Origin of the sequence: Micromonospora sp. NPDC048868, assembly GCF_043198195.1 — a bacterium.
Classification (GTDB): domain Bacteria; phylum Actinomycetota; class Actinomycetes; order Mycobacteriales; family Micromonosporaceae; genus Micromonospora; species Micromonospora reichwaldensis.
Genome location: NZ_JBICUN010000002.1, coordinates 332839 through 359147, shown reverse-complemented (window position 1 = coordinate 359147; position 26309 = coordinate 332839). Strand labels below are relative to the sequence as shown.

The 26309-nt window shown below is 74.4% G+C and carries 26 protein-coding genes; 19 read left to right on the top strand and 7 right to left on the bottom strand.

What is annotated here, in order from left to right; genetic code table 11:
• Positions 1-9 precede the first annotated feature (9 nt).
• Positions 10-1116 (top strand): D-alanine--D-alanine ligase family protein, encoded by a 1107-nt coding sequence (locus ACGFNF_RS04520; protein ID WP_393165705.1) that lies wholly within the window; start codon positions 10-12, stop codon positions 1114-1116.
• Positions 1117-1214: 98 nt separating this feature from the next.
• On the opposite strand, the gene ACGFNF_RS04515 is transcribed toward ACGFNF_RS04520, so the two are convergent.
• Together ACGFNF_RS04515 and ACGFNF_RS04510 are read right to left on the bottom strand one after the other, a co-directional pair.
• Positions 1215-1865, bottom strand: a complete 651-nt coding sequence (locus ACGFNF_RS04515; protein ID WP_393165703.1) for a DUF3515 family protein — start codon at positions 1863-1865, stop codon at positions 1215-1217.
• Positions 1866-2099, bottom strand: coding sequence for an Lrp/AsnC ligand binding domain-containing protein (locus tag ACGFNF_RS04510; RefSeq protein ID WP_089001579.1), 234 nt, complete (start codon positions 2097-2099; stop codon positions 1866-1868).
• A 125-nt stretch (positions 2100-2224) separates the two neighbouring features.
• On the opposite strand from ACGFNF_RS04510, the gene ACGFNF_RS04505 reads away from it, so the two are divergent.
• A complete protein-coding gene (locus ACGFNF_RS04505; protein WP_357579399.1) occupies positions 2225-3163 on the top strand; it encodes a thiamine-phosphate kinase in 939 nt (312 codons plus the stop codon).
• 29 nt (positions 3164-3192) lie between these two features.
• On the top strand, positions 3193-3660 hold the full coding sequence (locus ACGFNF_RS04500) for a GNAT family N-acetyltransferase (RefSeq protein WP_357579398.1): 468 nt from the start codon (positions 3193-3195) through the stop codon (positions 3658-3660).
• A gap of 212 nt (positions 3661-3872) precedes the next feature.
• Here the strand turns inward: ACGFNF_RS04500 and rpmB are convergent, their stop codons facing one another.
• Entirely contained in the window at positions 3873-4064 is a 192-nt protein-coding gene (gene rpmB / locus ACGFNF_RS04495) for a 50S ribosomal protein L28 (protein ID WP_011905179.1), read from the bottom strand.
• A 293-nt stretch (positions 4065-4357) separates the two neighbouring features.
• On the opposite strand from rpmB, the gene ACGFNF_RS04490 reads away from it, so the two are divergent.
• The 11 genes from ACGFNF_RS04490 (at position 4358) to mutM (ending at position 14661) form a co-directional block, all read left to right on the top strand.
• Positions 4358-5980, top strand: a complete 1623-nt coding sequence (locus ACGFNF_RS04490) for a DAK2 domain-containing protein (RefSeq protein WP_393165700.1) — start codon at positions 4358-4360, stop codon at positions 5978-5980.
• Complete coding sequence (gene recG / locus ACGFNF_RS04485; protein WP_393165698.1) at positions 5977-8178, top strand: ATP-dependent DNA helicase RecG; 2202 nt, start codon at positions 5977-5979, stop codon at positions 8176-8178. The genes ACGFNF_RS04490 and recG overlap by 4 nt, the downstream gene beginning before the upstream one ends.
• Before the next feature lie 15 nt (positions 8179-8193).
• Positions 8194-9135: a serine hydrolase domain-containing protein gene (locus tag ACGFNF_RS04480; protein WP_393165696.1), complete on the top strand. Its 942-nt coding sequence runs from the start codon at positions 8194-8196 to the stop codon at positions 9133-9135.
• Between the two features lie 188 nt (positions 9136-9323).
• Positions 9324-9887: a 16S rRNA (guanine(966)-N(2))-methyltransferase RsmD gene (rsmD, locus tag ACGFNF_RS04475; RefSeq protein WP_311410967.1), complete on the top strand. Its 564-nt coding sequence runs from the start codon at positions 9324-9326 to the stop codon at positions 9885-9887.
• Positions 9884-10372, top strand: coding sequence for a pantetheine-phosphate adenylyltransferase (coaD, locus tag ACGFNF_RS04470; RefSeq protein WP_132232638.1), 489 nt, complete (start codon positions 9884-9886; stop codon positions 10370-10372). The genes rsmD and coaD overlap by 4 nt, the downstream gene beginning before the upstream one ends.
• Positions 10373-10560: 188 nt before the next feature.
• The gene (locus tag ACGFNF_RS04465; protein ID WP_132232640.1) at positions 10561-11058 is read left to right on the top strand and encodes a hypothetical protein; all 498 of its coding nucleotides are present in this window, start codon (positions 10561-10563) and stop codon (positions 11056-11058) included.
• Positions 11059-11167: 109 nt separating this feature from the next.
• Positions 11168-11731 (top strand): YceD family protein, encoded by a 564-nt coding sequence (locus ACGFNF_RS04460; protein WP_393165693.1) that lies wholly within the window; start codon positions 11168-11170, stop codon positions 11729-11731.
• 5 nt (positions 11732-11736) lie between these two features.
• The gene (gene rpmF, locus ACGFNF_RS04455) at positions 11737-11910 is read left to right on the top strand and encodes a 50S ribosomal protein L32 (RefSeq protein ID WP_018786309.1); all 174 of its coding nucleotides are present in this window, start codon (positions 11737-11739) and stop codon (positions 11908-11910) included.
• A gap of 114 nt (positions 11911-12024) precedes the next feature.
• Positions 12025-13020 (top strand): phosphate acyltransferase PlsX, encoded by a 996-nt coding sequence (locus ACGFNF_RS04450; RefSeq protein WP_357579393.1) that lies wholly within the window; start codon positions 12025-12027, stop codon positions 13018-13020.
• A complete protein-coding gene (gene rnc / locus ACGFNF_RS04445) occupies positions 13017-13811 on the top strand; it encodes a ribonuclease III (RefSeq protein ID WP_357579392.1) in 795 nt (264 codons plus the stop codon). The genes ACGFNF_RS04450 and rnc overlap by 4 nt, the downstream gene beginning before the upstream one ends.
• Complete coding sequence (mutM, locus tag ACGFNF_RS04440) at positions 13804-14661, top strand: bifunctional DNA-formamidopyrimidine glycosylase/DNA-(apurinic or apyrimidinic site) lyase (RefSeq protein WP_393165691.1); 858 nt, start codon at positions 13804-13806, stop codon at positions 14659-14661. Before rnc ends, mutM begins: the two co-directional genes overlap by 8 nt.
• Before the next feature lie 67 nt (positions 14662-14728).
• Here the strand turns inward: mutM and ACGFNF_RS04435 are convergent, their stop codons facing one another.
• Positions 14729-15571, bottom strand: a complete 843-nt coding sequence (locus ACGFNF_RS04435) for an endo alpha-1,4 polygalactosaminidase (protein ID WP_393165689.1) — start codon at positions 15569-15571, stop codon at positions 14729-14731.
• Positions 15572-15676: 105 nt separating this feature from the next.
• Positions 15677-16906 carry a CAP domain-containing protein gene (locus ACGFNF_RS04430; RefSeq protein ID WP_393165687.1) on the bottom strand — a complete coding sequence of 410 codons (1230 nt, stop codon included), beginning with the start codon at positions 16904-16906 and terminating at the stop codon, positions 15677-15679.
• A gap of 374 nt (positions 16907-17280) precedes the next feature.
• Here ACGFNF_RS04430 and ACGFNF_RS04425 point away from each other — a divergent pair, with 374 nt between their 5' ends.
• The 4 genes from ACGFNF_RS04425 to ACGFNF_RS04410 all read left to right on the top strand — a co-directional run bounded on the left by ACGFNF_RS04425 (position 17281) and on the right by ACGFNF_RS04410 (position 22604).
• Complete coding sequence (locus tag ACGFNF_RS04425) at positions 17281-17475, top strand: hypothetical protein (RefSeq protein ID WP_091621030.1); 195 nt, start codon at positions 17281-17283, stop codon at positions 17473-17475.
• A gap of 319 nt (positions 17476-17794) precedes the next feature.
• Positions 17795-21406 carry a chromosome segregation protein SMC gene (smc, locus tag ACGFNF_RS04420; RefSeq protein WP_357579388.1) on the top strand — a complete coding sequence of 1204 codons (3612 nt, stop codon included), beginning with the start codon at positions 17795-17797 and terminating at the stop codon, positions 21404-21406.
• Entirely contained in the window at positions 21406-22026 is a 621-nt protein-coding gene (locus ACGFNF_RS04415; protein ID WP_132232656.1) for an HAD-IA family hydrolase, read from the top strand. Before smc ends, ACGFNF_RS04415 begins: the two co-directional genes overlap by 1 nt.
• Positions 22027-22121: 95 nt before the next feature.
• The gene (locus ACGFNF_RS04410) at positions 22122-22604 is read left to right on the top strand and encodes an RNA-guided endonuclease InsQ/TnpB family protein (protein ID WP_393165684.1); all 483 of its coding nucleotides are present in this window, start codon (positions 22122-22124) and stop codon (positions 22602-22604) included.
• Between the two features lie 13 nt (positions 22605-22617).
• On the opposite strand, the gene ACGFNF_RS04405 is transcribed toward ACGFNF_RS04410, so the two are convergent.
• Entirely contained in the window at positions 22618-23139 is a 522-nt protein-coding gene (locus ACGFNF_RS04405; RefSeq protein ID WP_393165682.1) for a DinB family protein, read from the bottom strand.
• 117 nt (positions 23140-23256) lie between these two features.
• Positions 23257-24969: an alkaline phosphatase D family protein gene (locus tag ACGFNF_RS04400; RefSeq protein ID WP_393165680.1), complete on the bottom strand. Its 1713-nt coding sequence runs from the start codon at positions 24967-24969 to the stop codon at positions 23257-23259.
• A gap of 150 nt (positions 24970-25119) precedes the next feature.
• On the opposite strand from ACGFNF_RS04400, the gene ftsY reads away from it, so the two are divergent.
• A complete protein-coding gene (gene ftsY, locus ACGFNF_RS04395) occupies positions 25120-26307 on the top strand; it encodes a signal recognition particle-docking protein FtsY (protein WP_393165677.1) in 1188 nt (395 codons plus the stop codon).
• The last annotated feature ends 2 nt before the right edge of the window (positions 26308-26309 follow it).

Sequence of the window (26309 nt, the reverse complement as noted above, 5' to 3'; positions counted from 1 at the left end):
GGTGACGCAGTGACCACCCCAGGCAGGACCCGCGTGGCGATCGTCTTCGGCGGCCGCAGCCCGGAGCACGGCATCTCCTGCGTCAGCGCCGGCAGCGTCCTCGGCGCCCTCGACCCGGACGAGTTCGAGGTGGTGCCGGTGGGCATCACCCGGGCCGGCCAGTGGGTGCTGACCAGCGGCGACCCCGGTCAGTTGGCGATCAACGCGCGCCGGCTGCCGGAGATCACCGCCGAGTCCGGCACCGACATCGTGCTGCGCGCCGACCCGACCGGCAACGGGCTCATGGTGCTCGACCCCACCGAGGGGCCCCGGGCGCTCGCCGACGTCGACGTGGTCTTCCCGGTGCTGCACGGCGCGTACGGCGAGGACGGCACCATCCAGGGCATGCTGGAGATGGCCGGCATCCCGTACGTCGGGGCGAACGTCTTCGCCTCCGCCGCCGCCATGGACAAGGAGTTCACCAAGAAGCTCTGCGCCGCCGAGGGCATCCCGGTGGGCCCGTACGCGGTGCTGCGCAACGGCATGACGCTGAGCGAGGCGGACAAGGAGCGGCTCGGCCTGCCGGTCTTCGTGAAGCCGTCCCGGGCCGGTTCGTCGTTCGGCATCAGCAAGGTCGACGACTGGGCCGACCTCGACGCGGCGGTCGCCACCGCCCGGCAGATCGACCCGAAGGTGCTGATCGAGGGCGCGGTCGTCGGCCGCGAGATCGAGTGCGGCGTGCTGGAGGGCGAGGCCGGCGGCGCGCCGGAGGCGTCCGTGCTGGCCGAGGTCCGGGTGGTCGGGGACTACGACTTCTACGACTTCGAGGCGAAGTACATCGACTCCGAGTCCGCCTGCGAGTACGACATCCCCGCCGGCCTGCCGGAGCGGGTCACCCGCCAGGTCCAGGAGTACGCCGTCCGCGCCTTCACCGCGCTCGACTGCGCCGGCCTGGCCCGGGTCGACTTCTTCGTCACCCCGGAGCTGGACGTCTACCTCAACGAGATCAACACCATGCCGGGCTTCACCCCGACGTCGATGTTCCCCCGGATGTGGGCGGCTGCCGGCCTGGAGTATCCGAAGCTGGTCAACCGCCTCATCCGCACCGCCCTGCACCGCGGCGTGGGCCTGCACTGAGGTGTGAGGAAGGGCACCTTCCTCACGCCTGGTGCATGGGAAGGTGCCCTTCCTGACCGTTGCCGGCCCAAGCGAGGCGGGCCAGGGCAGGGCGGGGATCAGGTCCGGCAGCCGCTGGGGGTGTCGGCGGCGGCGACGGAGGGCACCGAGGCCACGATCGTGTCCGAGACGGGGGCGACCCACTGCAACCCCTGCCCGTAGAAGTGCGGCACGCGGACCGTGACGGCGGTCTCCCGGTCCATGGTGGTGAGCACGGTGGCGTCGCGTTCCTCGCTGGCGTACCAGCAGACCCGGTTGACCGTCCAGACGTGGTCGGTGTCGTCGACGGCCGGCTTGGCCCCGCCGCAGGCGACGGTGACCGCCGGGTCGCCGTACGCGGCGTTCTGCTCCGGGCCGGCCGTGACCGGGCGCTGGGCGAGGTCGTTGACCGTGGGCGGCAACTGGGAGAGCAGGGCGCGGCAGACCGTGGCGGGCCGTTCGGCCAGCGCCGGCGCGGCCATCTCGACCGGAGCGGTGGAGCGCGGTCCGGCGCTCGTGGCGGTCGCGCTCGGCGTGGCGGCCGGCTCGGCCCGCTCGTCGGGGGAGAGTTGGGCGAACGCGAACGCGCCCACCAGCACGGTGACCGGCAGTGCGATCAGCGTGGCGACCAGCGCCGCGCCGCGCGTCGTGCGGTCGCGGGTCGGCCGGTCGGGGGCCACCTCGTCCGGCTGGGCGGAATCGGTCACGGGAGAGTCAGTGATCTTGTCCACTTACAGGCGCACCACCGAACACGTGAGGGTGCGGGTGATGCCGGGCACCATCTGCACCTTGCTGACGATGAGTTTGCCGAGCTCGTCGACGGTGTTCGCCTCGGTGAGCACGACCACGTCGTACGGCCCGGTGACGGCGTCGACGCGTACCACGCCGGCAAGGTCCGAGATGAGACCGGCCACGTCACGCGCCCGGCCGACCTCGGTCTGGATGAGGATGTACGCCTGTACCACGACTCGACCTCCGTCCGTCGCCGCCCTGGAGCGGCCCGAAGGGAGAAAGTACCTTACGGACCAGGTCTGATCCCTATCGGTGGTCAAGGAGAAGCGGTGAGCGAGCAGCACGGCGGAGGAGCGGCATGAGTGTCGCGGGGATCGGCGAGTTCGGCCTGATCGACCGGGTGACCGCCCGGTTGTCGTACGGATCGACGGTACTGCTGGGCCCGGGGGACGACGCGGCGGTGGTGGCGGCCCCGGACGGCCGGGTCGCGGCCTCGACCGACGTGCTGGTGGAGGGGCGGCACTTCCGGCGGGACTGGTCCAGCGCGCGTGACGTCGGCCACCGGGCGGCGGCGGCGAACCTGGCCGACATCGCCGCGATGGGGGCGCAGCCGACCGCGCTGCTGGTGGCGCTCTGCATGCCGCCCGAGCTGGATCCCGGGTGGGCCGAGGAGCTCGCCGACGGGCTGGCCGCCGAGGCGGCGAAGGTCGGCGCGAGCGTGGTGGGCGGGGACATGTCGGGCAGCCCGACGCTGACCATCGCGGTCACGGCCCTCGGCGACCTGGGCGGCCGGCCGCCGGTGACGCGTTCCGGCGCGCGGCCCGGTGACGTGCTGGCCCTGGCCGGCCGCATCGGGTACGCGGCGGCCGGGCTGACCGTGCTCTCCCGGGGCTTCCGTACGCCCCGGCTGCTGGTGGAGGCCTGCCGGCGGCCCGAGGTGCCGTACGCGGCGGGGCCGCACGCCGCCCGGCTCGGCGCCACCGCCATGATCGACGTGTCGGACGGGCTCCTCGCCGACGTCGGGCACGTGGCGAAGGCGAGCGGGGTCGCCGTGGACGTGCGCCGGGACGCCTTCGAGGTGCCCCGGCAGATGCGCGACGCCGCCCAGGCGCTCGGCGTCGACCCGTACTCCTGGCTCCTCGCCGGGGGCGAGGACCACGCGCTGGCCGCGACCTTCCCGTCGGCGGTGGCGCTGCCGGCCGACTGGCGGCCGATCGGGCGGGTGACGGAGGGCTCGGGTGTCACGGTCGACGGGCAGCCGTACGACGGACCCGCTGGCTGGGACCACTTTCGGTAAGGGCCGATCGGCGTCGTACCCTTTACTCCGTGAGTGAGATCGAGATTCGGGCCGAGCGTTTCGACTCGCCGGTGGCGCAGGGCCTGATCCGCGCCGCGCTGGCCGACCTGGGTGCCCGGTACGGCGGCAGCGGCGACGAGACCCCGGTCGACCCGGGCGAGTTCGTGCCGCCCGCCGGCGCCTTCCTCGTCGCCCACCTCGGCGGCGAGCCGGTCGGCTGCGGCGGCTGGCGCAGCCACGGTGACGAGGGCGACACCGCCGAGCTGAAGCGGATGTACACCGCGCCGGCGGCCCGGGGCCGGGGCGTGGCCAGGGCGGTGCTGGCGGCGGTGGAGCGCTCCGCGCGGGAGCACGGGCGCAAGCGGATCGTCCTGGAGTGCGGCGACAAGCAGCCGGAGGCCATCGCCATGTACACGGCGGCCGGTTACGAGCGCATCCCGAACTTCGGCTTCTACCGCGACGCCCCGGGCTGCATCTCCTTCGCCCGCACGCTCTGACCCGCCTCGCGCGTGCCCTGACCCGCCTCACGCACGCGCTGACCCGTCCCGCGCGCCTTGAGCCGTCTCGCGCCGGGGCCGTCCGGGCCCCCGGCGCCGGTGCGCCGCATGCGCGGGCGGGCGTCGGAGGTGGGGAGTCGCCGGACACGACAGAGCCGGCGGACCGCAAGGGCCCGCCGGCAATGACGAGTGTGGAGCTGGGGCCTACCGCGTCAGGCGCGGGTGACCTTGCCCGCCTTGATGCAGGAGGTGCAGACCTTCAACTTCTTGGTGTTGCCGCCACCGGCCGGGGTACGCACCGACTGGATGTTCGGGTTCCAGCGGCGGTTGGTCCGCCGGTGCGAGTGGGACACGTTGTGGCCGAAGCCCGGTCCCTTGCCACAGACGTCGCACACGCTAGCCACGGGATACTCCTGGGATTGAAACGTTCATGAGGTCGCCGCCAGGCGCAGCCCGGGCAACCTGGCCAGGTTACCCGATGACCCGGGGCCCGACCAACCGGCCCCGGACGCCGGCCCAGGGTGGGGGGCGTGACCGCTTGACGCGGTCCCGGTCGCCCGGCCCGCGCCCGCCCCCGCGGCACCGCCGCACCGGGGGACACGCCACGAGGATAGTGGGTGCCGCGCGGCTGCCGGACACGCCGTGGGAGTCGCGTGGACCCCGGCGCGTGTCGGTGCGCGCCAGTAGGCTTCTCGCCGTGCTGGACACCCTCGACGCCGCCGCGGTCCGCCGTTGGTGCGCGGGCGGGCTGGTCGCGCTCAAGCGTCATCAGGGCGAGATCGACGACCTGAACGTCTACCCGGTGCCCGACGGCGACACCGGCACCAACATGGTGCTCACCCTCACCTCGGCCCAGCAGGCGCTCGCGATGGACCTCGGCACCCTCCCGGAGGACGGGCCCACCGCGCACGGGCACGCGTTGCGGCTGATGGCCCGGGGCGCGCTGCTGGGCGCGCGGGGCAACTCGGGGGTGATCCTGTCGCAGATCCTGCGCGGCTTCGCCGACGCCGTCGCCGCCGCGCCCGCCGTGCGGGGGCGCGAGCTGGCCGCCGCCCTGCGCGACGGCACCACCGCGGCCTACGCCGCGGTCGCCCGCCCGGTCGAGGGCACGCTGCTCAGCGTCGTCGCCGCGGCGGCGCACGCCGCCGAGCGGGCCGACAGCGACGACCTGCGGGCGGTCGTCCGGGCGGCGGCGGGCGGGGCGGCGCACGCGTTGGCGCGCACCCCCGAGCAGCTTCCGGCGCTGGCCCGGGCCGGCGTCGTGGACGCCGGCGGCCGGGGCCTGTGCCTGCTGCTCGACGCCCTGGTCGAGGTCGTGACCGGCGAGAGCCCCGAGCGTCCCGCGCCCGCGCCGCGCCCGGTCCGCCCGCCGGCCACCGCCGTGCGCGAGACCGGTTCCGAGGAGTACGCGTACGAGGTGCAGTTCCTGCTCGACGCCGGGCCGGAGGCGGTGGCCCGGCTGCGGGAGGAGCTGACGGCCCTGGGCGACTCGCTGGTGGTCGTCGGCGACGGCAGCGCCGGCACGGGCACGGGCACCTGGAACGTGCACGTGCACGTCAACGACGTGGGCGCGGCCATCGAGGCGGGCGTGGTGGCCGGCCGGCCGCACCGCATCTCGGTGACCCGCTTCGCCGACCAGCTCGCACCGGTGTCGCCCACCACGGCGGCGGACGGGCGGGCCGCCGTGGTGGTGGCCGCCGGCGCGGGCATCGCCGAACTGTTCGCCGGCGAGGGCGCGACGGTGGTGCCCGGCAACCCGTCGATCGGCGAGCTGCTGGACGCGATCCGCGCCACCGGGGCGGCCCGCGTGGTGGTGCTTCCCAACGACCCCGACACGCAGGCGGTGGCGAACGCCGCCGCCCGGGAGGCGCACGGGCTCGGCGTCAAGGTCAGCGTGGTGCCGACCCGCTCGCCGGTGCAGGCGCTGGCTGCCCTCGCCGTACGCGACCCGGGGCGGCGCTTCGCCGACGACGTGATCGCGATGGCCGAGGCGGCCGGCGCGTGCCGCTACGCCGAGGTCTGCTACGCCCGCCGCGAGGCGCTGACCGTCGCCGGCCCCTGCCGTCCCGGCGACGTGCTGGCGCTGGTCGAGGGGGAGGTGCACCTGATCGGGTCCGACCTGACCGACACCTGCGCCGCCATGGTCGACCGGATGCTCGGCGGCGGCGGTGAGCTGGTGACCCTGCTCTCGGGGGCGGACGCTCCCGACGGGCTGGCCGACGCGGTCCGCGAGCACGTCGGGCGGCGCTGGCCGTTCGTCGAGGTGCAGGCATATCCGGGCGGGCAGCCGCACTATCCGCTCCTGGTGGGGGTCGAATGACGTCCGAGCCGGCGACGATGGCCACGCCGCTGAAGAAGCTGGTCGGCGAGAAGACCGCGAAGGCCCTCGCCGGGCACCTCGACCTGCACACCGCCGGCGACCTCGTCTACCACTTCCCGCGCCGCTACGACGAGCGCGGCGAGCACACCGACATCCGGTCGCTCGACGTCGGCGAGCAGGCCACCGTGCTGGCCCAGGTGCAGCGCACCGCCGTACGCCCGATGCGCCAGCGCCGGGGCAACCTGCTGGAGGTGACGGTCGGCGACGGCTCGGGCGGCACCCTGACCCTGACCTTCTTCGGCAACCAGGCCTGGCGCGAGCGCGAGCTGCGCCCCGGCCGCTGGGGGCTCTTCGCCGGCAAGGTCACCGAGTTCCGGGGCAAGCGGCAGCTCAACGGCCCGGAGTACGTCCTGCTCGGCGAGGGCGGCGACGGCGAGGCGGCGGCCAACGAGGAGATCGAGGAGTTCGCGGGCGCGCTGATCCCGGTCTACCCGGCCGCCGCGGCGGTGCCCACCTGGGTGATCGCCCGCTGCGTCCGGGTGGTGCTGGACACCTTCACCGCGCCGGACGACCCGCTGCCCGCGACTTTGCGGGCGAGCCGCAACCTGGGTGGCATCGACACGGCGCTGCGCGAGATCCACCGGCCGACCAGCAAGGAGGCGCTCTACCGGGCCCGGCACCGGCTCAAGTGGGACGAGGCCTTCGCCGTGCAGCTCACCCTGGTGCAGCGCAAGCACCGCGCCGCCGCCTCGCCGGCCCGGCCCCGCCCGGCGAAGCCCGGCGGCCTGCTCGACGCCTTCGACGCCCGGCTGCCCTACGAGCTGACGCCCGGCCAGCACGACGTGGGCGTGGAGATCGCGGCGGACCTGGCCACGGCCCACCCGATGCACCGGCTGCTCCAGGGCGAGGTCGGCTCCGGCAAGACGGTGGTCGCGCTGCGCGCGATGCTCCAGGTGGTCGACGCGGGCGGGCAGGCCGCGCTGCTGGCCCCGACCGAGGTGCTCGCCGCGCAGCACCACCGGGGCATCCTCGACCTGCTGGGGCCGCTCGGGCGGGCCGGCGAGCTGGGCGCGGCCGACGACGCCACCCGGGTCGAGCTGGTCACCGGCTCGCTGGGCGCGGCGGCCCGACGGCGGGCGCTGGCCGAGGTCGCCAGCGGCGCCGCCGGCATCGTGCTCGGCACCCACGCCCTGCTCTACGAGGGCGTCGACTTCGCCGACCTCGGCCTGGTGGTGGTCGACGAGCAGCACCGCTTCGGCGTGGAGCAGCGCGACGCGCTGCGCGCCAAGGCCGAGCAGCCGCCGCACGTGCTGGTGATGACGGCCACCCCGATCCCGCGCACGGTGGCGATGACCGTCTACGGCGACCTGGAGACCTCCACGCTCTCCCAGCTGCCGCAGGGCCGATCACCGATCGCCTCGCACGTGGTCCCGGTCGCCGAGAAGCCGGCCTTCCTGGACCGGGCCTGGCGCCGGGTGCGCGAGGAGGTGGCCGCCGGGCACCAGGCGTACGTCGTCTGCCCGCGCATCGGGGAGGGGCCGGCGAGCGAGGAGGAGCCGCCGCCGGAGGACGACAACGGGCGGCGGCCGCCGATGGCGGTCACCGAGGTGGCACCGCTGCTCGCCGAGGGGCCGCTGCACGGCCTGCGCATCGGCGTGCTGCACGGCCGGCTGCCGGCCGACGAGAAGGACGCGGTGATGCGCTCCTTCGCGGCTGGCGACCTCGACGTGCTGGTCGCCACGACCGTGGTCGAGGTGGGCGTCAACGTGCCGAACGCGACCGTGATGATCGTGCTCGACGCCGACCGGTTCGGCGTCTCCCAGCTGCACCAGCTGCGCGGCCGGGTCGGCCGGGGCTCCGCCCCGGGGCTCTGCCTGCTGGTCACCGAGGCGCTGGAGGGCACGCCCGCGCGGGAGCGGCTCGACGCGGTGGCCTCCACCACCGACGGGTTCAAGCTCGCCGAGCTGGATCTGGAGCAGCGCCGGGAGGGCGACGTGCTGGGCGCCACCCAGTCGGGGCGCCGCTCGCACCTGCGGCTGCTCTCGCTGCTGCGCGACGCCGACCTGATCCGCGACGCCCGGGCCGAGGCGATCTCCCTGGTCGAGGAGGATCCGGAGCTGGCCCGGCATCCGGCGCTGGCCGCGTCGGTGGCGGCCCTGGTCGACGAGGAACGCGCCGAATACCTGGAGAAGGGCTGATCTAGGCTCCGAAGGATGTCGGCATCCTGTTTAGACAGTGGCGTGCTCCTGCTGGCCCGGGGCGACGAGATCCTGACCGAACAGGTCGCCGGGGTGGCCGATCGGAGCACCGGTGTCCACTGCGCTCCCGGGACCCGGTTCCAGATCGCCTCGATCAGCAAGCAGATGGCCGCCGCGGCGGTGCTGCTGCTCGCCGAGCGGGGTGCGCTGAGCCTGTCCGATCCGGTCGTGCGCTGGCTGCCCGGCCCGCCGCCGGAATGGTCCGGCATCACGCTGCACCACCTGCTCACCCACACCTCGGGCCTGGGCCACTGGGAGCAGTACCCGGCGGTCGATCTCGCCGACCCGGCCGAGCCGGACGACCTGCTCCGTTCGTTCGCCGCGGTGCCGCCGCTGTTCTGGCCCGGAGCCGGGTGGCACTACAGCAGCCCCGGCTACGTGCTGTTGGCCCGGGCCGTCGAGCGCGCGGCCGACCGGCCGTACGCCGAGTTCCTCGCCGAGGAGGTCTTCGCGCCGATGGGCATGACGGGCAGCTTCGCCGGCGCGGGCGACGGACGGCCGGACGTGGCGGTCGGACACGAGGGCGGCCGTCCGGTGCCGTCCTGGGACCTGGCGACCGTGAGCATGGGCGCGGGTGACGTCTGGTGCACCGGGACGGACCTGCTCACCTGGCTCGACGTGCCGCGCCGGGGCCGGCTGCTCGCCCCGGCCTCGGTGACGGCGATGACCGCCCCACACGCGCCCACCGGCCGGCCCGGGGAGGCGTACGGCTACGGGTTCTTCGTCGGCCCGCTGGCCGGCAGACGGGCGCTGCACCACTCGGGGGACAACGGCGGCTACAAGGCGTTCGCGGCCTGGCTGCCCGACTCGGACCAGCGGCTCGTGCTGCTGACCAACCAGGCCGAGGTCGACCCGGTCACGATCACGTCGGTGCTCGGTCCCCCCGAGGCGCGTTGACCGGGTGCGGACGTCGACCGGGTGGCGGACGGCGATCGTCCGGCCCTCGGTGCCGGTCTCAGCACCGTCGCGGGGCCCGGTGCGGGCCGGCGGGGCCGACGGGTCGGGGAGGGTCCGCTCGTCGCCTCGGGTGCTTCGTCCACGGCCCGGGCGGTCGCGTAGCGTCGGGGCATGGGCAGGGAGCGACGGTGACCCGGATCGTGGCCGGAACCCTTGGTGGGCGGCGGATCGCCGCGCCGCCCGGCGCGGGCACCCGACCGACGTCGGACCGGGTGCGCGAGGCGCTGTTCAGCGCCGTGCAGGCCGAGGTCGACCTGGCCGGCGTCCGCTTCGCCGACCTCTACGCCGGCTCCGGGGCGGTCGGCCTGGAGGCCCTCTCCCGGGGGGCCGCGCACGTGCTGCTGGTGGAGTCCGACCCCCGGGCGGCCCGGGTGGTCCGGGAGAACGTGGCCACGTTGCGCGCCGCGCCGGCCGCCCGGCTGGTCACCGGCAAGGTCGCCACGGTGCTGGCGGCCGGCCCGGACGGCGACCCGTACGACGTGGTCTTCGCCGACCCGCCCTACGCGGTGCCGGACGCGGAGATCACGGCGATGCTCGTCGCGCTGGTCGACGGCGGCTGGCTGGCCCCGGACGCCCTGGTGGTGGTGGAGCGGTCCAGCCGCACGGGCCCCGTCGGGTGGGTGCAGGGCATCACCGGCGAGCGCAGCCGGCGCTACGGCGAGACGACCCTTTGGTACGGTCGCCGATCATGAGACGTGCGGTGTGTCCCGGCTCGTTCGATCCGGTCACCAACGGGCACCTCGACATCGTCGGCCGGGCGAGCCGGCTGTTCGACGAGGTGATCGTGGGCGTGCTGGTCAACCAGTCGAAGAGCGGCCTGTTCACCGTCGAGGAGCGGATCGACATGCTCCGCGAGGTGACCGCCTCCTACGACAACGTCCGGGTCGAGTCGTTCCGCGGCCTGCTTGTCGACTTCTGTCGGGCGCAGCAGGCGAGCGTGCTGATCAAGGGCCTGCGGGCGGTCAGCGACTTCGACTACGAGTTGCAGATGGCGCAGATGAACATCGGCCTGGCCGGCGTCGAGACCCTGTTCATGCCGACCAATCCGCTCTACTCGTTCCTCTCCTCCAGCCTGGTCAAGGACGTGGCGAAGTGGGGCGGCGACATCTCCGCCCACGTGCCCGACCGGGTCCGCGAGGAGTTGAGCGCCCGGCTCGTCCCGCCGTCGCGCGACTGACCGCCCGGGGCCGCCACCCCCGCCGGCGCCGTGCCCGACGGAGGGACGGCGCTGTGGCGTACCGCGACGCGCCGGGCCGGGGTGAGCGGTGCGCTGTGGTCGGGGCGCGACATGATGTGTGCAGCGGGAAACCGGCCGTAGCCCGCATCATGTAGGTCGGCCCGACGAACGACAGGAGTGAGGTACCGGTGGACCCGCTCGATCGCATCGACGAACTGATCGCCATGGTGGAGCAGGCGCGCTCCGTCCCGATGTCGCGCAACAACTGCATGGTCGACCGGGGCGAGTTCATCGCGATCCTCGATGAGCTGCGCGCCGAACTCCCCGCCGACCTGCGTCGGGCCGCCGCGCTGCTGGACGAGCGGGACAAGATCATGGAGGCCGGCAAGCGCGAGGCCGACCGGATCATCAGCGAGGGTGAGGCGGAACACGCCCGGCTGGTCTCGGTGAACGAGATCACGGTCTCCGCCGAGCACGAGGGCGCGCGGATCATCGCGGAGGCCCGCGCCGAGGCGCAGCGCCTGCGCGAGGAGGTCGACGACTACGTCGACACCGCGCTTGCCAACTTCGAGCAGTTCCTCACCCGGGCGCTGGCCTCGATAGAGCGCGGGCGGGACAAGATGCACGCGCTGCGCGAGATCGGCACCTTCGGTGGGGAGGAGGCGGACCGCCCGCTACCCTTCTGAGCGGCACCTCACCAGCCGGCAGATGGGGCGGGCGCCGCCCCCGGTTCGACGGTCCGGCGGTCGCCCAGGTAACCTTTTTTGTCGGCCTCTCACCGGCCGGAGTCTGACTATGCCCAAACACACGCCTTCGACACTCAACCCCAGGTCGCCGCTGGTCCTCGACACGAGGGAGCTGCCGCGCCGACCTGGTGCGTTGCGTACGGAAAAGCGGGTGGTGCCGGCACCGGCGGACCTCGGCGGCGAGATGATCGCCGTGCCGCAGGGCGCTGACCTCGACCTCGACCTGAGGTTGGAGTCGGTGTCCGAGGGCGTGCTCGTCTCCGGGACCGTCAGCGGTCGCGTCCGGGGCGAGTGCGGTCGCTGCCTTCGCGAGATCGACGACTCGCTGGTTGTGCGGATCCAGGAGCTGTACGCGTACGAGAACAGCACCACGGACACCACGACCGACGAGGACGAGGTGGGCCGGATGCAGGACGATCTGATCGACCTGGAGCCGGCGCTGCGGGACGCGGTGGTGCTCGCGCTGCCGACCAACCCGCTCTGCCGGGAGGACTGCCCAGGCCTGTGCCCCGAATGCGGGGTGCACTTGGACGATCTGCCGGCCGACCACAGTCACGAGCAGATCGACCCGCGTTGGGCGGGCCTGTCGCAACTGAACCGTAAAGAGGAGTAGGAACCGTGGCCGTCCCCAAGCGCAAGATGTCGCGCAGCAACACCCGCGCCCGCCGGGCGAACTGGAAGGCGACCGTGGTCGCGACCGTGGCCTGCCCCCAGTGCAAGTCGGCGAAGCTGCCCCACGCCGCCTGCTCCGTCTGCGGCACCTACAACGGCCGCCAGGTCCTCGAGGTCTGACCTGGACGCCGAGTGACGCCCCCGACCCCCGGTCGGGCGGCGCGCGCACCCTGGCAATCGCCCGGTGCCCCGGCTCCCTCCGACGCCGGCCGGCCTGTTCCGGCCGGCGTTCCGATGGAGCCGGGCACCGCGCGGATCGCCGTTGACCTCCTCGGCGGGGACGACGCTCCCGCCGTCGTGGTTGACGGCGCTCTGCGGGCCGTGCGCGCCGACCCGGACCTGCATCTGCTTCTCGTCGGCCCGGCCGAGGCCGCCGGCGAGGTGATCCGTGCCCTCGACCCGGCACAGCGTGCCCGGGTCACCGTGCGGCCGGTCCGCGCCGCCGTCGGCATGGCCGACCATCCCGTGGCCGCCCGTGCCGACAGCACCGTCCGCGCGGTGGTGCACGCCGTCCGCGACGGCGTCGCCGACGCGCTCGTCTCCGCCGGGTCCACCGGCGCCACCGTCACCGCCGTCGCGCTCGGCCTCGGCCGCTGGCCGGACGTGCGCCGTCCGGCGCTGATCGCCACCCTGCCGGCCGTCGCCGGCCCCGTGGTCCTGCTGGACGTCGGCGGCTCGCTGGAGCCACGCCCGGCCACCCTGGCCCGGCACGCCGTGCTCGGCGCCGCCTACGCGGCGGTGGCGCACGCCGTCGTCGCGCCCCGGGTGGGGCTGCTCTCGGTGGGCACCGAGGCGGGCAAGGGCGACCGCGCCCGCCGGCTCGCCGATCCCGTCCTCGCCGCCGCGTCGCTGCCCTGCGACGGGCGCTACGTCGGCCTCGTCGAGGGGTACGACGTCTCCCTCGGCACGCGCGCCGATGTGGTGGTCACCGACGGGTTCACCGGTAACGTGCTGCTCAAGGCGATCGAGGGCGCGTACGCGATGGCCGGCGGGCCCCCGTCCGGCGGCGGCGCCCCGCGCGCGGCGGCCCTGCTCGGGGTCGCCGGGACTGTCGTCGTCTGCCACGGCGCCGCCCGCGCCGAGGACGTCGCCGCGGGCATCGCGCTGGCCGCCCATCTCTGGCGACGGCGCGCCACCGACCACGTCCGCGCGCTGCTCGACGGCGCCGAGGCGGGCGACCGCGAGGAACGCACCGACCGCTCCACCGACACCGAGGTACCCACATCATGAGCAACGACAAGCGGCGGCGGGCGTCCGTCGGTCACCTGGAAGCCGCGTTCGGCGTCAGCCTGGATCCGGAGCTGCTCCAGCGCGCGCTGACCCACCGCTCGTACGCGTACGAGAACGGCGGCCTGCCCACCAACGAGCGGTTGGAGTTCCTGGGCGACTCGGTGCTCGGCGTGGTGATCACCACCGCGCTCTTCCACAACCACCCCGACCTGCCCGAGGGGCAGCTGGCCAAGCTGCGGGCCAGCGTGGTCAACATGCGGGCCCTCGCCGACGTGGCCCGGGGCCTCGGCCCGGACGGGCTCGGCGCCTATCTGCTGCTCGGCAAGGGGGAGGAGACCACCGGCGGCCGGGACAAGGCGAGCATCCTCGCCGACACCCTGGAGGCGCTGCTCGGCGCGATCTACCTCCAGTACGGGCTGGACACGGCCGCCATCGTCATCCACCGGCTCTTCGACCCGCTGATGGCCGAGTCGGCCGGCCGGGGTGCGGCCCTGGACTGGAAGACCAGCCTCCAGGAGCTGACGGCGGCCCTCGGGCTCGGCGTCCCCGAGTACCGCATCGAGGGCACCGGCCCGGACCACCTCAAGACCTTCACCGCCTGGGTGGTCGTCGCCGGCAACCGCTACGGCGGGGCCGACGGCCGCAGCAAGAAGGAGGCCGAGCAGCGGGCCGCCGAGGCGGCCTGGCGGACGCTCACCGAGCAGGCGGAGCGGGAGCCGGTCGGGCCGGAGGGCCCGGTGCCCGGGGACGGGACGGCGCAGACCGCCGAGGCGGGCCTGGGCCGTGCCTGAGCTGCCGGAGGTCGAGACCGTCCGGCAGGGGCTGGCCCGGTGGGTCACCGGCCGGCGGATCTCCGCCGTCGAGGTGCGCCACCCCCGCGCGGTACGCCGGCACACCCCCGGCGGCGGGCACTTCGCCGACGTGCTGGCCGACCGGACGGTGCTGGACGTGCGCCGGCGCGGCAAGTACCTGTGGCTGCCGCTGGACAGCGGCGACGCCGTGATCGGGCACCTGGGCATGTCGGGTCAGCTGCTGGTGCAGCCGGCCGACGCCCCCGACGAGACGCACCTGCGGGTCCGCTTCCGGTTCTCCGACGACGGTCCCGAGCTGCGCTTCGTCGACCAGCGCACGTTCGGCGGCCTGTCGGTCTCGGCCGGGGGCGCGGAGTTGCCGGCGGAGATCGCGCACATCGCGCGGGACCCGATGGACCCGCAGTTCTCCGACGCGGCGTTCGCCGCCGCGTTGCGCCGGCGGCGTACGGAGGTCAAGCGGGCGCTGCTGGACCAGACGCTGATCTCCGGCGTGGGCAACATCTACGCCGACGAGGCGCTGTGGCGGGCGAGGCTGCACGGCGCCCGCCCCACCGACGCGCTGACCGGCCCGGCCGCGCTGCGGCTGCTGGGCCACGTCCGGGACGTCCTCGGCGAGGCGATCAAGTCCGGCGGCACCAGCTTCGACGCCCTCTACGTCAACGTGAACGGGGAGAGCGGCTACTTCGACCGGGCGCTGAACGTCTACGGCCGGGAGGGGCTGCCGTGCCACCGGTGCGGCGCACCGGTGCGCCGCGAGGCGTTCATGAACCGTTCGTCGTACAGCTGCCCGCGCTGCCAGCCCCGCCCCCGGGCGGCCCTGCGGGGCTGACCCCGCGCGGTCTCCGGGGCACGGGCGGCGCGTTCGCCCGGCCCGGCCCGCGAGCAGGTGCCGGTGGTCAGGGCGCCGCGCAGGGGAGCCGCCACGCGTCGAGCCGGCGTTCCTTGCGGATCGAGGAGAGGCCGTAGCCCAGCGTGGTGACGCAGAAGTCCGTCGTCGAGCCGGCGTACTCCACGTGGAACACCGGCTTGCCCGCCTCGACGAACGGCAGCAGCCGGGCGCACTGGTCCAGCCGCACGCACTCCTCGTTGACGGCGAAGTCGAAGTCGGGGGCCAGGGCGGCCACCTGCCCCAGGTCGTTGATCAGGCCGGGGGAGAGGCTCAGCGAGCGGGCCAGCTCGGCCAGCCGGCGGTTGAACCGCAGCTGGTCGTCGAAGTCGAGCGGGAAGCCGGACCGGTGCGCGTACCCGTCGGCGTCGGCCAGGGCGACCGCCCCGAAGCCCTTGCCCCGGCAGAGCCGGAACCGGTCGGCCAGCACCGGTCGCAGGGCGTCCCACTGCCGTACGTCGAGCCAGCGGCCCTGCGGCCGGCGGGACGCGGCACCCCGTACGGCGGCCGGGAGGCGGTCCGCGTCCGGGTCGGTCGGCAGGACGGAACCGACGTGCACCTGGCAGACCAGCCGGCGGTCCCGGGAACGCAGCTCGGCGGTCTGCGCGGCGGTGGTGGCGACCGGGTCGAGCAGGAAGACGTCGGCGTCGACGGTGAGGTCCAGCACGCCGCTGAGCTGCCACTGCCACTGCCACCGGCCCGCCGACGCCGCCGGCCAGGCGGTCGGGGCACCGGGCGCGGCCAGGTCCGGCCGGCAGGCGGCGAGCACGCTCAGCAGGACGAGTGCGACACAGGCCGACAGGGCCCGGCGCAGGCCCCGCCCGACGGCGCGCGTACGCGGCCGGATCCGCATCGGCAGCTCCCGGGTCGCGGGCGGCGGCACACCGCCCGGAGCGGGTACGCCGTGTCGGCGTACCTCACCCGGTCAAACGAGTACGGCCCCGGCCGCGACTCGCGTTCAGCGCGGCGCGGCGAAGACCTGCGTCCAGTACGGCCCGTTGCTGCTGGCGACGCCGACGCCGATCTCGGTGAAGGCGCAGTTCAGGATGTTGGCCCGGTGCCCGGAGCTGTTCATCCAGGCGTCCATGACGGCGGCCGGCGTCTTCTGGTTCCAGGCGACGTTCTCGCCGTAGGTGCGCCAGGAGTAGCCGACCCGGTCCAGCCGGGTCCCGACGTTGCTGCCGTCGCTGCCCGTGTGCGACATGTTGCGGTGGTCGGCCTGGTCCTGGCTGTGCCGCTGGGCGGCGGTCGTCAGCTTGTCGTCGACGCTCACCGCGCCGCAGCCGGCCTTGGCGCGCTCGGCGTTGACCAGGGCGACCACCTGGCTGGCCTGGCTGCCGGACCCGCTGCTGACCGGGGCCTTCGTGTCGCCGCCGGCCGGCGCCGTGCTCCGTTCGGCGCTGCGCCGCGAGGGCGCGGTGGTACGCGACGGCGCCGGCGTCGGCCTGGTGCTCTTCGTGGCCGACGGGGTGGGCCTGGCGGTGGTCGGCGCGGTGCTCGGGGTGCCGCTCGGGGTGGGCGGGGCGAGCGCGTCGCCGGGTGCCGACTCGCCGCCCGGCAGCACCGGGGCGGCGGCGATCGTGTCGTCGACGGCGGTGGGGTCGGTCGCCGGGCCGTCGCCGGTCAGCGCGACCGCGCCGACGCCGAGGCTCACCACCAGCGTGGCGGCCGCGGCGGCACCGCCGATCACCAGCGGGCGGGGGAACCGGCGGCGGGGGCGGTGGCGGCCCTCGGCGATGGCCGGCGCCGTGGCGGCCGGGGCGGCCCGGAGCGCGGCGAGGTCGACGGGGGCGGTCGGGTCGTCGACCGGCCAGGCGCCGGCGGTCCGGTCCGCGGGGAAGGGACGCTCCGCCGGGTACGCCCCGTCCATCGGGCTGGCGGAACCGGCGGCCCAGCGGGGGTCCGGCTCGGCCTGCCAGCGGTCGGTGGGCTCGGGCCGCCAGGTCGCGGTCGCGTCGGTGGTCTGCGGCTGCCAGGTCCCGGCCGGCGCGGCGGGCTCGGGCTGCCAGCGGGCGGTCGGCTGGTCGCGGTGCCACTCGTCGGCGGGCTGCTCCGGGTCGTCCCCGAAGAGGTAGGCGGACCTCGGCTCCGGACGGTCGGTGAGCCAGGTCTGCGGCTCCTCGCCCAGCGGCTGCTCGCGGCGCCGGTCGGCGCCGTCCGGGTGGTTCGGGTCGGTCCAGCCGTACACGCCTCTGCCTCCAAGGGGTCGGTTGCGGGCCGGGGTGACGCTACGTGGCGGGCGTGAACAGCGGCAACGTGGCTAAGGAAGAGTTAAGGGGAAGCCGGACGGCAGGGTGGGGACTTCCCGGGATCCGAGGCGTAGAGTCAAGGTGTCCGGACAGAGTGTGTCCGCGCCTTGTGGCAGCCCCCCGGCAAGTGGACAGGTCGACGTGGAAATGATCTACGGCCTGCGAGAACTTGACGAAAGAGGGGGTGTCGGCTCAATATGTAGGTGTCGCCAGTCGCGCCCGGTCATGCCCAGAATCGTCTGGGGTGACAGCCGCGTACACATTTGGGCGCGCGTTGGCCGGCCCTTCCGGCAGCGCATATCAAGGAGTCAACATGGCTAAGGCCCTGTACGGCCACGTAGGTGCGGCGCCCGATCGGCGTCTGCTCGACGAGGTCACCCGACTGCGTACCACGGTTCGGGCTCTGGAGTTCGAGATCACGCGGCTGCGTGCCGAGAACGATCGGCTCGCGGCGGCTGCGGCGGAGGCGGACGATCTGCTCCGTCTGGCCGAGCCCGCGCTGACCTGATCTCCAGATCGCAAAACTGAATCGCATCACGCAAAAAGAGCGCGCCGACACTTCTGTGCCGGCGCGCAGCTCTGTCCGCACCCCTTTTCGCCGCACCAATTCGTGATCTTGTGCGGCCCGCCGCGACGATTCCCGTACGACTCCGGCCGACGGATGGGCCGCACCCGGGCGGGCCGGCCCGCGTCACCTGGGACGGGCGCCCGGCGGTCGCCAGGCGGGTCGCGTGCCCGGCGGTTCCCGGTCCCGGGTTAGTCTGCGGGTTCACCCAGGTCCGCGCAGCCGGCGACGGTACGGCGGCCACCGGACGAGGATCGAGAAGGTGCATCTCAAGAGCCTGACGGTGAAGGGCTTCAAGTCCTTCGCCTCCGCGACGACGCTCAAGCTGGAGCCGGGGATCACCTGCGTGGTCGGCCCCAACGGCTCCGGCAAGTCCAACGTCGTCGACGCCATCGCCTGGGTGCTCGGCGAGCAGGGCGCCAAGGCGCTGCGCGGCGGCAAGATGGAGGACGTCATCTTCGCCGGCACCGCCGGCCGGGCCCCGCTGGGCCGGGCCGAGGTGACCCTCACGATCGACAACACCGACGGCGCGCTGCCGATCGAGTACACCGAGGTGTCGATCACCCGCCGGATGTTCCGCTCCGGCGAGAGCGAGTACGAGATCAACGGCGACACCTGCCGGCTGCTCGACATCCAGGAGCTGCTGTCGGACTCCGGCATCGGCCGGGAGATGCACATCATCGTCGGCCAGGGGCGACTCGACGGGATGCTGCACGCCAAGCCGGAGGACCGGCGGTCGTTCGTCGAGGAGGCGGCCGGCGTCCTCAAGCACCGCAAGCGCAAGGAGAAGGCGCTGCGGAAGCTCGACGCGATGCAGACGAACCTCAACCGGCTCACCGACCTCACCGCCGAGCTGCGCCGCCAGCTCAAGCCGCTGGGCCGGCAGGCGGAGGTGGCCCGCCGCGCCGCCGCCATCCAGGCCAACCTGCGCGACGCCCGGCTACGCCTGCTCGCCGACGACCTGGCCACCCTGCGCGCCACCCTGGACCGGGAGATCGCCGACGAGACCGCGGTGCGCGAGCGGCGCGAGCAGGTCGAGGCCGAACACAGCGAGGTGCAGGCGCGGCTGGCCGAGCTGGAGGCGGCCCTCGCCGAGGACGCGCCGCTGCTGGCCGCCGCCCAGGACACCTGGTACAAGCTCTCCGCCCTGTCCGAGCGGTTCCGCTCCATCGAGCAGCTCGCCCGGGAGCGGCTGCGGCACCTCAGCGCCACCCCCGACGACGAGCGCCCCGGTCGCGACCCCGAGCAGTTGGAGGCCGAGGCCGAGCGGATCCGCGAGCAGGAGGAGGAGCTGCGCGGCGCGCTCACCGACGACCAGATCCGGCTGGCCGAGGCCGTCGAGCACCGCCAGGAGCTGGAGCGGCAGCTCGCCGCCGCCGAACGCGAGCTCGTCGCCGCGGCCAAGGCGATCGCCGACCGGCGGGAGGGCCTGGCCCGGCTGACCGGTCAGGTCAACAGCGCCCGCGCCCGGACCACCAGCGCCGGCGAGGAGATCGAGCGGCTCGCCACCGCGCACGCCGACGCGCTCGCGCGAGCCGATCAGGCCCAGGCCGAACTCGACGCGGTCGCCGAGCAGTCCACCGAGGCGGACCGGGACAACGCCGACCTCGACGCCCGGCACGCCGAGGCGGTCGCCGCCCAGGAGCGGGCGCAGGCCACCGTGCGGTCGCTGACCGACGCGGAGCGGGCGGCGGAGAAGGACGCCGCCACCTGGAAGGCCCGGGAGGAGGCGCTCGCCCTCGGCCTGCGCCGCAAGGACGGCGCGGGCGCGCTGCTGGCCCGCGCCGACGAGGTCCCGGGCCTGTTGGGCAGCCTGGCCGGGCTGCTCACGGTCGCGCCCGGGCAGGAGGCCGCGCTCGCCGCCGCGCTCGGCGGGCTCGCCGACGCGGTCGCGGTGAGCGGCGTCGACGAGGCGGTCGAGGCCATGCGGCTGCTGAAGATCTCCGACGCCGGTCGCGCCGGCCTGTTGGTCGGCAGCCCCGCCGGGCCGGGCATGGACGGGCCCGCCGACGCGCTGCGGCCGAAGCTGCCCGACGGCGCCCGCTGGGCGCCCGACCTGGTGGAGTGCTCCCCACAGCTCCGCCCGGCGGTGCACCGGGCGCTGCGCGACGTGGTGCTTGTCGACGATCTCGCCGCCGCGGCCGAGGTGGTCGCCGGCAACCCGGAGCTGCGCGCGGTCACCCCCGACGGCGACGTGGTCGGGGCGTACGCGGCGGCCGGCGGGTCCGCCAAGGCGCCCAGCTTCATCGAGGTGCAGGCCGCCGTCGAGGAGGCCCGGTCGAACCGGCTCGCCGCCGAGCAGACCGGCGCGGAGCTGCGCGAACAGCTCGTCGACGCCCGCGCCGAGGTGGCCGCCGCCAAGGAGACGGTGCAGCACGCCGCCGCCGCCAAGCGGGAGGCGGAGAGCCACCGCAACGCCGCCGCCCGCCGGCTGGCCGAGCTGGGCGCGGCGGCCCGCTCGGCGAAGGCGGAGACCGACCGGCTCGGCGAGTCCCGGGCCCGCGCGGAGGCCGCCCGGGAGCGGGACCTGCTCACCCTCGCGGAGCTGGAGGAACGGCTGCGGCTGGCCGAGGAGACCCCCGTCGACGCGGAGCCCTCCACGGAGGACCGCGACCAGCTCGCCGCGATGGTGCCGCAGGCGCGGCAGAACGAGATGGAGGTCCGGCTCGCGGTGCGTACCGCCGAGGAGCGGGTCTCCTCGATCGCCGGCCGCGCGGACTCCCTGCGCCGGCAGGCCACCGCCGAGCGGGCCGCGCGGGAACGCGCGGCGGCGCGGCGGGCGGCGCGCACCCGGGGCGCGGGGATCGCCCGGGCCGTGGCGGGCGGGGCCCGGGAGGCCCTCACCCGGCTGGCCACCTCGATCGCCGCGGCCGAGGAGCACCGCGACGCCGTGGCGCGCGAGCGCGCCGCCCGCGAGGCCGAACTCCAGGAGGTACGCGGCGCGGCCAAGCGGCTCGGCGCGGAGCTGGAGCGGCTGACCAGCCAGGTGCACCGCGACGAGGTGGCCCGCGCCGAGCAGCGGCTGCGCATCGAGCAGCTGGAGGCGAAGGCCGCCGAGGACTTCGGCCTGGACGTGGAGACCCTCGTCGCCGAGTACGGCCCGACCCAGCCCGTCCCGCCCACCCAGGCCGACGTGGCGGCGGCCGAACGCGACGGCCAGCCGGTGCCCGAGCCGGTCCGCTACGAGCGGCCCGTGCAGGAGAAGCGGGCCGCCAAGGCGGAACGGGAACTGGCCCTGCTCGGCAAGGTGAACCCGCTGGCCCTGGAGGAGTTCGCCGCGCTGGAGGAGCGCTTCAAGTTCCTCTCCGAGCAGCTGGAGGACCTCAAGGCCACCCGCCGCGATCTGCTCACCGTGGTCAAGGACGTCGACGACCGGATCCTGGAGGTCTTCGCCAGCGCGTTCGCCGACACGGCCCGGGAGTTCCAGCAGGTCTTCACGGTGCTCTTTCCCGGTGGCGAGGGGCGGCTCGTGCTCACCGACCCCGACGACCTGCTCACCACAGGCATCGAGGTCGAGGCCCGCCCGCCGGGCAAGAAGATCAAGCGGCTGTCGCTGCTCTCCGGCGGCGAGCGTTCGCTGACGGCGGTGGCGATGCTGGTGGCCATCTTCCGGGCCCGGCCCAGCCCGTTCTACATCATGGACGAGGTCGAGGCGGCGCTCGACGACGTCAACCTGGGGCGGCTGATCACGCTGCTGGCCCAGTTGCGGGAGAAGAGCCAGCTCATCGTCATCACGCACCAGAAGCGGACGATGGAGGTCGCCGACGCCCTGTACGGCGTGACCATGCGCAACGGGGTGACCCAGGTGATCAGCCAACGGCTCAACCGGGCCGACGGGGACGAGCGGCGTGGCCGCGGCGAGGAGAACGAGTAGTGGGTCGGGAACGGGCGACGGCGCTCCTGGTGGACTTCGACGGCGTCCTGCGCCGGTGGGACCCGGCGGTGGCCGCCGGGGTGGAGCGGGAGTACGGCCTGTCCGACGGCGTACTCACCGAGATCGCCATGCAGTGGGGGCGGCTCCAGCCGGTGCTGACCGGCCGGGTCAGCCACGCCGACTGGATGGCCAGCGTGGCCGACGCGCTTGCCGACTCCGTGGGCGGCCCCGAGCGGGCCCGGGCCGCTGTGGAGCAGTGGCAGCGCTACCGGGGCGAGGTGGACCCCGAGGTGCTCGCCTTCGTCCGCGAGGCGCGGGCCGGCGGCATCCGCGTCGGGCTCGGCACGAACGCCACGGACCTGCTCGACGCCGACCTCGCCGCGCTCGACCTGACGGACGAGTTCGACGTGGTGGTCAACTCGTCCAGGGTCGGGGTGAACAAGCCGGCGAAGGAGTACTTCCAGGCGGCCTGCGCGGCGCTGGAGACCCCGGCGGCCCGGGTGCTCTTCCTCGACGACGAGGACTGGGCGATCCGGGGCGCCCGGGTCGCCGGCCTGTCGGCGCTGCGCTGGAGCGGCCCGGCCGACCTGCGCTACGCGCGGGCCGCCCTGGCGTACTGACCGGTCGCCGGCCCGCCCCGGCGGGGGCTACCGGAATGCGGGCCAGTGCTCCGGTCCTCAGGCCGGGGGTCAAGGTCGCTCGCGCTCATGCGCGGGTGGCCGATACCCGGCGGGACTGGCAGCACAAACTGTCTACGACGATCATCCGCGAGAACCAAGCGGTGTATGTCGAGGACTTGTGCGTGGTCGGTCTCGGCCGGACCCGGCTCGCCAAGAGTGTGCACGACGCCGGGTGGGCACAGTTCACCGGCATGCTGGAGTACAAGGCCGCGAGGTACGGGCGCACATTCGGCCGGGTGGACCGGTTCTTCCCGTCTACCCGCATGTGCTCACAGTGCGGCCGGGTCAACGAGAAGATGGCACTCAATGTTCGGATGTGGGACTGCCCCTGCGGGGCAGCCCACGATCGGGACGTCAACGCCGCCATCAACGTGCTCGCCGCCGGACAGGCGGAGAGTCGAAACGACCGTGGAGCGCGGGTAAGACCGGGACTCGTCCCGGCACCGCGCGGCGAAGCGGTAACCCACCCGGACGCCGCGTGTTCCACGCGCAGCGTGGAGGGAATCTCCGTCCTTTAGGGCAGAGAGGATGTCAATCGCCCGTGACGCCGTCGATGCGTTCGCGGATCAGGTCGGCGTGGCCGTTGTGCCGGGCGTACTCCTCGATCATGTGCACGTAGATCCAGCGCAGGTTGAACGTCCGGCGCTTCGGGCCGACCTCGGTGAAGGTCTCGTCGAGCGACCGGCCGGCGGCGGCGGCCCGGGCCAGCGCCACCTCCCGATGGAAGGTGGCGAAGTCGGCCTCGGCGTCGGCGGCGCTGACGTCGTGGTCGGCGTCCGGGTCGTCGGGCGTGAAGTAGGGGTAGTCGACCTGCTGGCCGGCGAGGTTCTCCCGGAACCACCAGGCCTCCACCTCGGCCAGGTGCCGGACCAGGCCGAGCAGGGTGAGCCCGGAGGGCTCGACGCTTGGCGTCTTCAGTTGTTCGGCGGTCAGCCCGGCGCACTTGAGCAGCAGGGTCTGCCGGTGGTAGTCCAGCCAGCCCTCCAGCATGGTGCGCTCGTCGCCGACGTAGGGCTCGGGGGTCCGGGTGATCTCCGGTGCTCGCCAGGTCATGCCGGTCATCCTGGCTGGCACCTCCGACAACCGGCGAGCGGTTTATCGGGGCGGCGGCGCGTGGGTGGTGGCCCGCCCGTCGCGGGCGGGCGGGCGGGCCGGGGCGCGGCGGGAGGCTCACCCGCCGGAGGTCAGGCGCTGCCGCATGACCTCGCGCAGGTGGCCGTCGCTGGTGGTGCCCTCGATCGTCACCTCGGCCGTCCGGCGGGCGTGCACCAGCGTGGCGACCGCGTTGCCGAAGTACGGCCCGGCCAGCCGCTTCCAGCGGAACGGCGGGCGGCGTACGCCGGCGGTGCGGGCCAGCGCCCGGGTGGCCCCGGACGGCCCGGACGACCAGCCCAGCTTCATCAGCGGGCGCATCCCGGCCGGGACCTGGTTGTGGATGGGCGAGCAGGTGAGCTGGTGCACCGGGGTGACCACGCTGCGGTCGTCGAACCGCGCCCGCGCCACGTACGAGTGGTGCACGTCGCCGGAGAGCACGCTGATCGACGCCGGTGGCGCGTACGCCGGGCCGGCCCCGACGCGCTCGCCGGGCTCACCGGGGGTGCCGCTGCCGAGGCGGGCGAAGAGCGCGCCGAGCGCGTCGAAGGAGCGGCGGAAGGCGGCCCAGTGCTCCAGGTCCAGCCCCCGGCGCAGCTTCTCGGCCAGCCGGGCGACCCAGGGCCGCCGCGAGTCGGCCAGCTTCTCGTTCCACGCCTCCACGTGGTGGATGCCGGGCGGCAGCAGCCACGGCAGGGACGCGCCGACCACCAGGTGGTCGTAGACGCCGTGGGCCCGGTCGAGGAACCACGACCACTCGCCCGGGGGCAGCATCGCCCGCTGGCCCGGCTCCAGCACCCGGCTGCACCGGTTGTCGAGCATGACCAGCCGGGTCCGGCCCAGGTCCAGCGCGTAGCTCCACTGGTACTGCACGGCGCGCCACCGCTCGGTGTCGTGGGCGAGGTCGGCCTCGGTGTCGACCCGCTGCCCGAACTCGCGGAGCACGCCGGTGGCGTCCTCCGCCGCGACGACCTTGGCGTAGACCGGGTCGGCGGCGATCTCGTCGGGGGAGAGGTTGCCCAGGTGCTGGTAGACCCAGTACGAGGCGAGGCCGCTGGTGATCCGCTCCGCCCACCACGGCTGCTCGCGCATGTCGGAGCGCCAGGAGGCGGAGGTGTTCCAGTCGTCGATGACCTCGTGGTCGTCGAAGATCATCACGCTCGGCACGGTGGAGAAGAGCCAGCGGATCTCCGGGTCCCGCCAGGACTCCAGGTAGAGCTTCGTGTACTCGTCGAAGCTGACCACCTGGTCACCCGGCGCGCCCTTCGGCCGGCGGCGGCGCCGCTTCAGCAGCCGCCGGACCGTGGGCGACGTCACGTCCGCGTAGACCTGGTCGCCGAGGAGCACCAGCAGGTCGGGCACGTCGGTCGCAGCCGGGTCGGCCATGAGCCGTCGGGCGTACGCGTCGAGGGCGTCCGGGGGCAGCCGCCGGGTGGTGGCGTGCTGGGTGGTCTCCCGGCAGGAACCGAAGACCAACCGGACCGGCTGGTCGAGGTCGTCGGCCGCCCGGGTGCGGATCACGCTGGGCGGGAAGTTGCTCTTCGGCACCGGCCAGGCGACCTCGTCGTCGATCAGCACCTCGTAGGTGGTGGCGCTGTCGGGGGTGAGCCCCTCCACGACGACGAGCGCGTAATGGTGGTCGTACGCCGAGAAGGTGGGCGCGGTGCCGCCCGCGCCGTCGGCGGTACGGACGGTGACCACCGCGGGCGCGCTGGTCTCCACCCAGACGGTGGCCGTCGTGCCGACCACCCTGCGGAGCAACGGGCCGATGAGCAGGTGTGCCGCGGGCATGGTCGACCTCCAGATGAGCGGACTTCATCTTTACTACCCGGCCGGCGGTCGCACCACTGCTGGCTGTGATCGAGCCTACCGCCGGCCTCCGCGGACGCGGTCGGGAGCGGTGGCTGGGACAGCTCCGCCGGCATCTGACAGGATTCCGGCATGACCGAATACCTCCTCATCGCGCTCGCCCTGCTCGGCGTGCTGATCCTTGGCGGCATCGGGCTGGTCGTGCCGCGGTTGCGCCGGCGACCGGAGCCGCCGCTGCCGAAGACGGAGGTCGACACCCGGGCCGAGGAGGACCTGGCCGGCCCGCCGGTCCAGGCACCGGAGGCCGAGTTGTCCACCGGGATCCTGGTGGAGCCGCCGGTGGTGGAGGCCCCGGCACCGGTGCTGGAGGTCCCCGAGCCGACCGCCGGCCGGCTGGTCCGGCTGCGCTCCCGGCTGTCCCGCTCGCAGAACGTCTTCGGCAAGAGCCTGCTCGGCCTGCTCAGCCGCGACCACCTCGACGAGGACACGTGGGAGGAGATCGAGGACAGCCTGATCACCGCCGACGTCGGCGTCGACGCCACCCGCGACATCGTCGACCGGCTGCGCGAGCGGACCCGGGTCCTCGGCACCCGCTCCGGCAGCGAGCTGCGCGCCCTGCTCGCCGCCGAGCTGGTCAACGCGCTCGACCCGACCCTGGACCGGTCCCTGCGGACCGCGCCCAAGGAGGGCGTGCCGGCGGTCGTGCTGGTGGTCGGCGTCAACGGCGCGGGCAAGACCACCACCTGCGGCAAGATCGCCCGGGTGCTCGTCGCCGACGGCCGCAGCGTGCTGCTCGGCGCCGCCGACACCTTCCGGGCCGCCGCCGCGGACCAGCTGGAGACCTGGGGCGGTCGGGTCGGCGCGGAGACCGTGCGGGGCCCGGAGGCGGCCGACCCGGCCAGCGTGGCCTTCGACGCCGTCAAGCGGGGCATCGACACCGGCGTGGACACCGTGCTCATCGACACCGCCGGCCGGCTGCAGAACAAGATCGGCCTGATGGACGAGCTGGGCAAGGTCAAGCGGGTGGTGGAGAAGCACGGCCCGATCGACGAGACACTGCTGATCCTCGACGCCACCACCGGGCAGAACGGGCTGGAGCAGGCCCGGGTCTTCACCGAGGCGGTCAATGTGACCGGTGTCGTGCTCAGCAAGCTCGACGGCACCGCCAAGGGCGGCATCGTGATCGCCGTGCAGCGCAAGCTGGGCATCCCGGTCAAGCTGGTCGGGCTCGGCGAGGGCAAGGACGACCTGGCCCCGTTCGACCCCGCCCAGTTCGTCGACGCGCTGCTCGGTACCGAGCCGCTCGCCCGGGACGCGTAACC

Excerpts from the sequence above, each read along its gene's own strand:
- ACGFNF_RS04425 (WP_091621030.1), top strand. The coding sequence starts at position 17,281 with ATGGCTAAGGCCCTGTACGGCCACGTAGGTGCGGCGCCCGATCGGCGT.
- ACGFNF_RS04480 (WP_393165696.1), top strand. The coding sequence starts at position 8,194 with ATGTCGGCATCCTGTTTAGACAGTGGCGTGCTCCTGCTGGCCCGGGGC.
- ACGFNF_RS04450 (WP_357579393.1), top strand. The coding sequence starts at position 12,025 with ATGGAGCCGGGCACCGCGCGGATCGCCGTTGACCTCCTCGGCGGGGAC.
- ACGFNF_RS04400 (WP_393165680.1), bottom strand. The coding sequence starts at position 24,969 with ATGCCCGCGGCACACCTGCTCATCGGCCCGTTGCTCCGCAGGGTGGTC.
- ACGFNF_RS04505 (WP_357579399.1), top strand. The coding sequence starts at position 2,225 with ATGAGTGTCGCGGGGATCGGCGAGTTCGGCCTGATCGACCGGGTGACC.
- rnc (WP_357579392.1), top strand. The coding sequence starts at position 13,017 with ATGAGCAACGACAAGCGGCGGCGGGCGTCCGTCGGTCACCTGGAAGCC.
- recG (WP_393165698.1), top strand. The coding sequence starts at position 5,977 with ATGACGTCCGAGCCGGCGACGATGGCCACGCCGCTGAAGAAGCTGGTC.
- ACGFNF_RS04460 (WP_393165693.1), top strand. The coding sequence starts at position 11,168 with ATGCCCAAACACACGCCTTCGACACTCAACCCCAGGTCGCCGCTGGTC.
- coaD (WP_132232638.1), top strand. The coding sequence starts at position 9,884 with ATGAGACGTGCGGTGTGTCCCGGCTCGTTCGATCCGGTCACCAACGGG.
- ftsY (WP_393165677.1), top strand. The coding sequence starts at position 25,120 with ATGACCGAATACCTCCTCATCGCGCTCGCCCTGCTCGGCGTGCTGATC.
- ACGFNF_RS04435 (WP_393165689.1), bottom strand. The coding sequence starts at position 15,571 with ATGCGGATCCGGCCGCGTACGCGCGCCGTCGGGCGGGGCCTGCGCCGG.
- ACGFNF_RS04405 (WP_393165682.1), bottom strand. The coding sequence starts at position 23,139 with ATGACCTGGCGAGCACCGGAGATCACCCGGACCCCCGAGCCCTACGTC.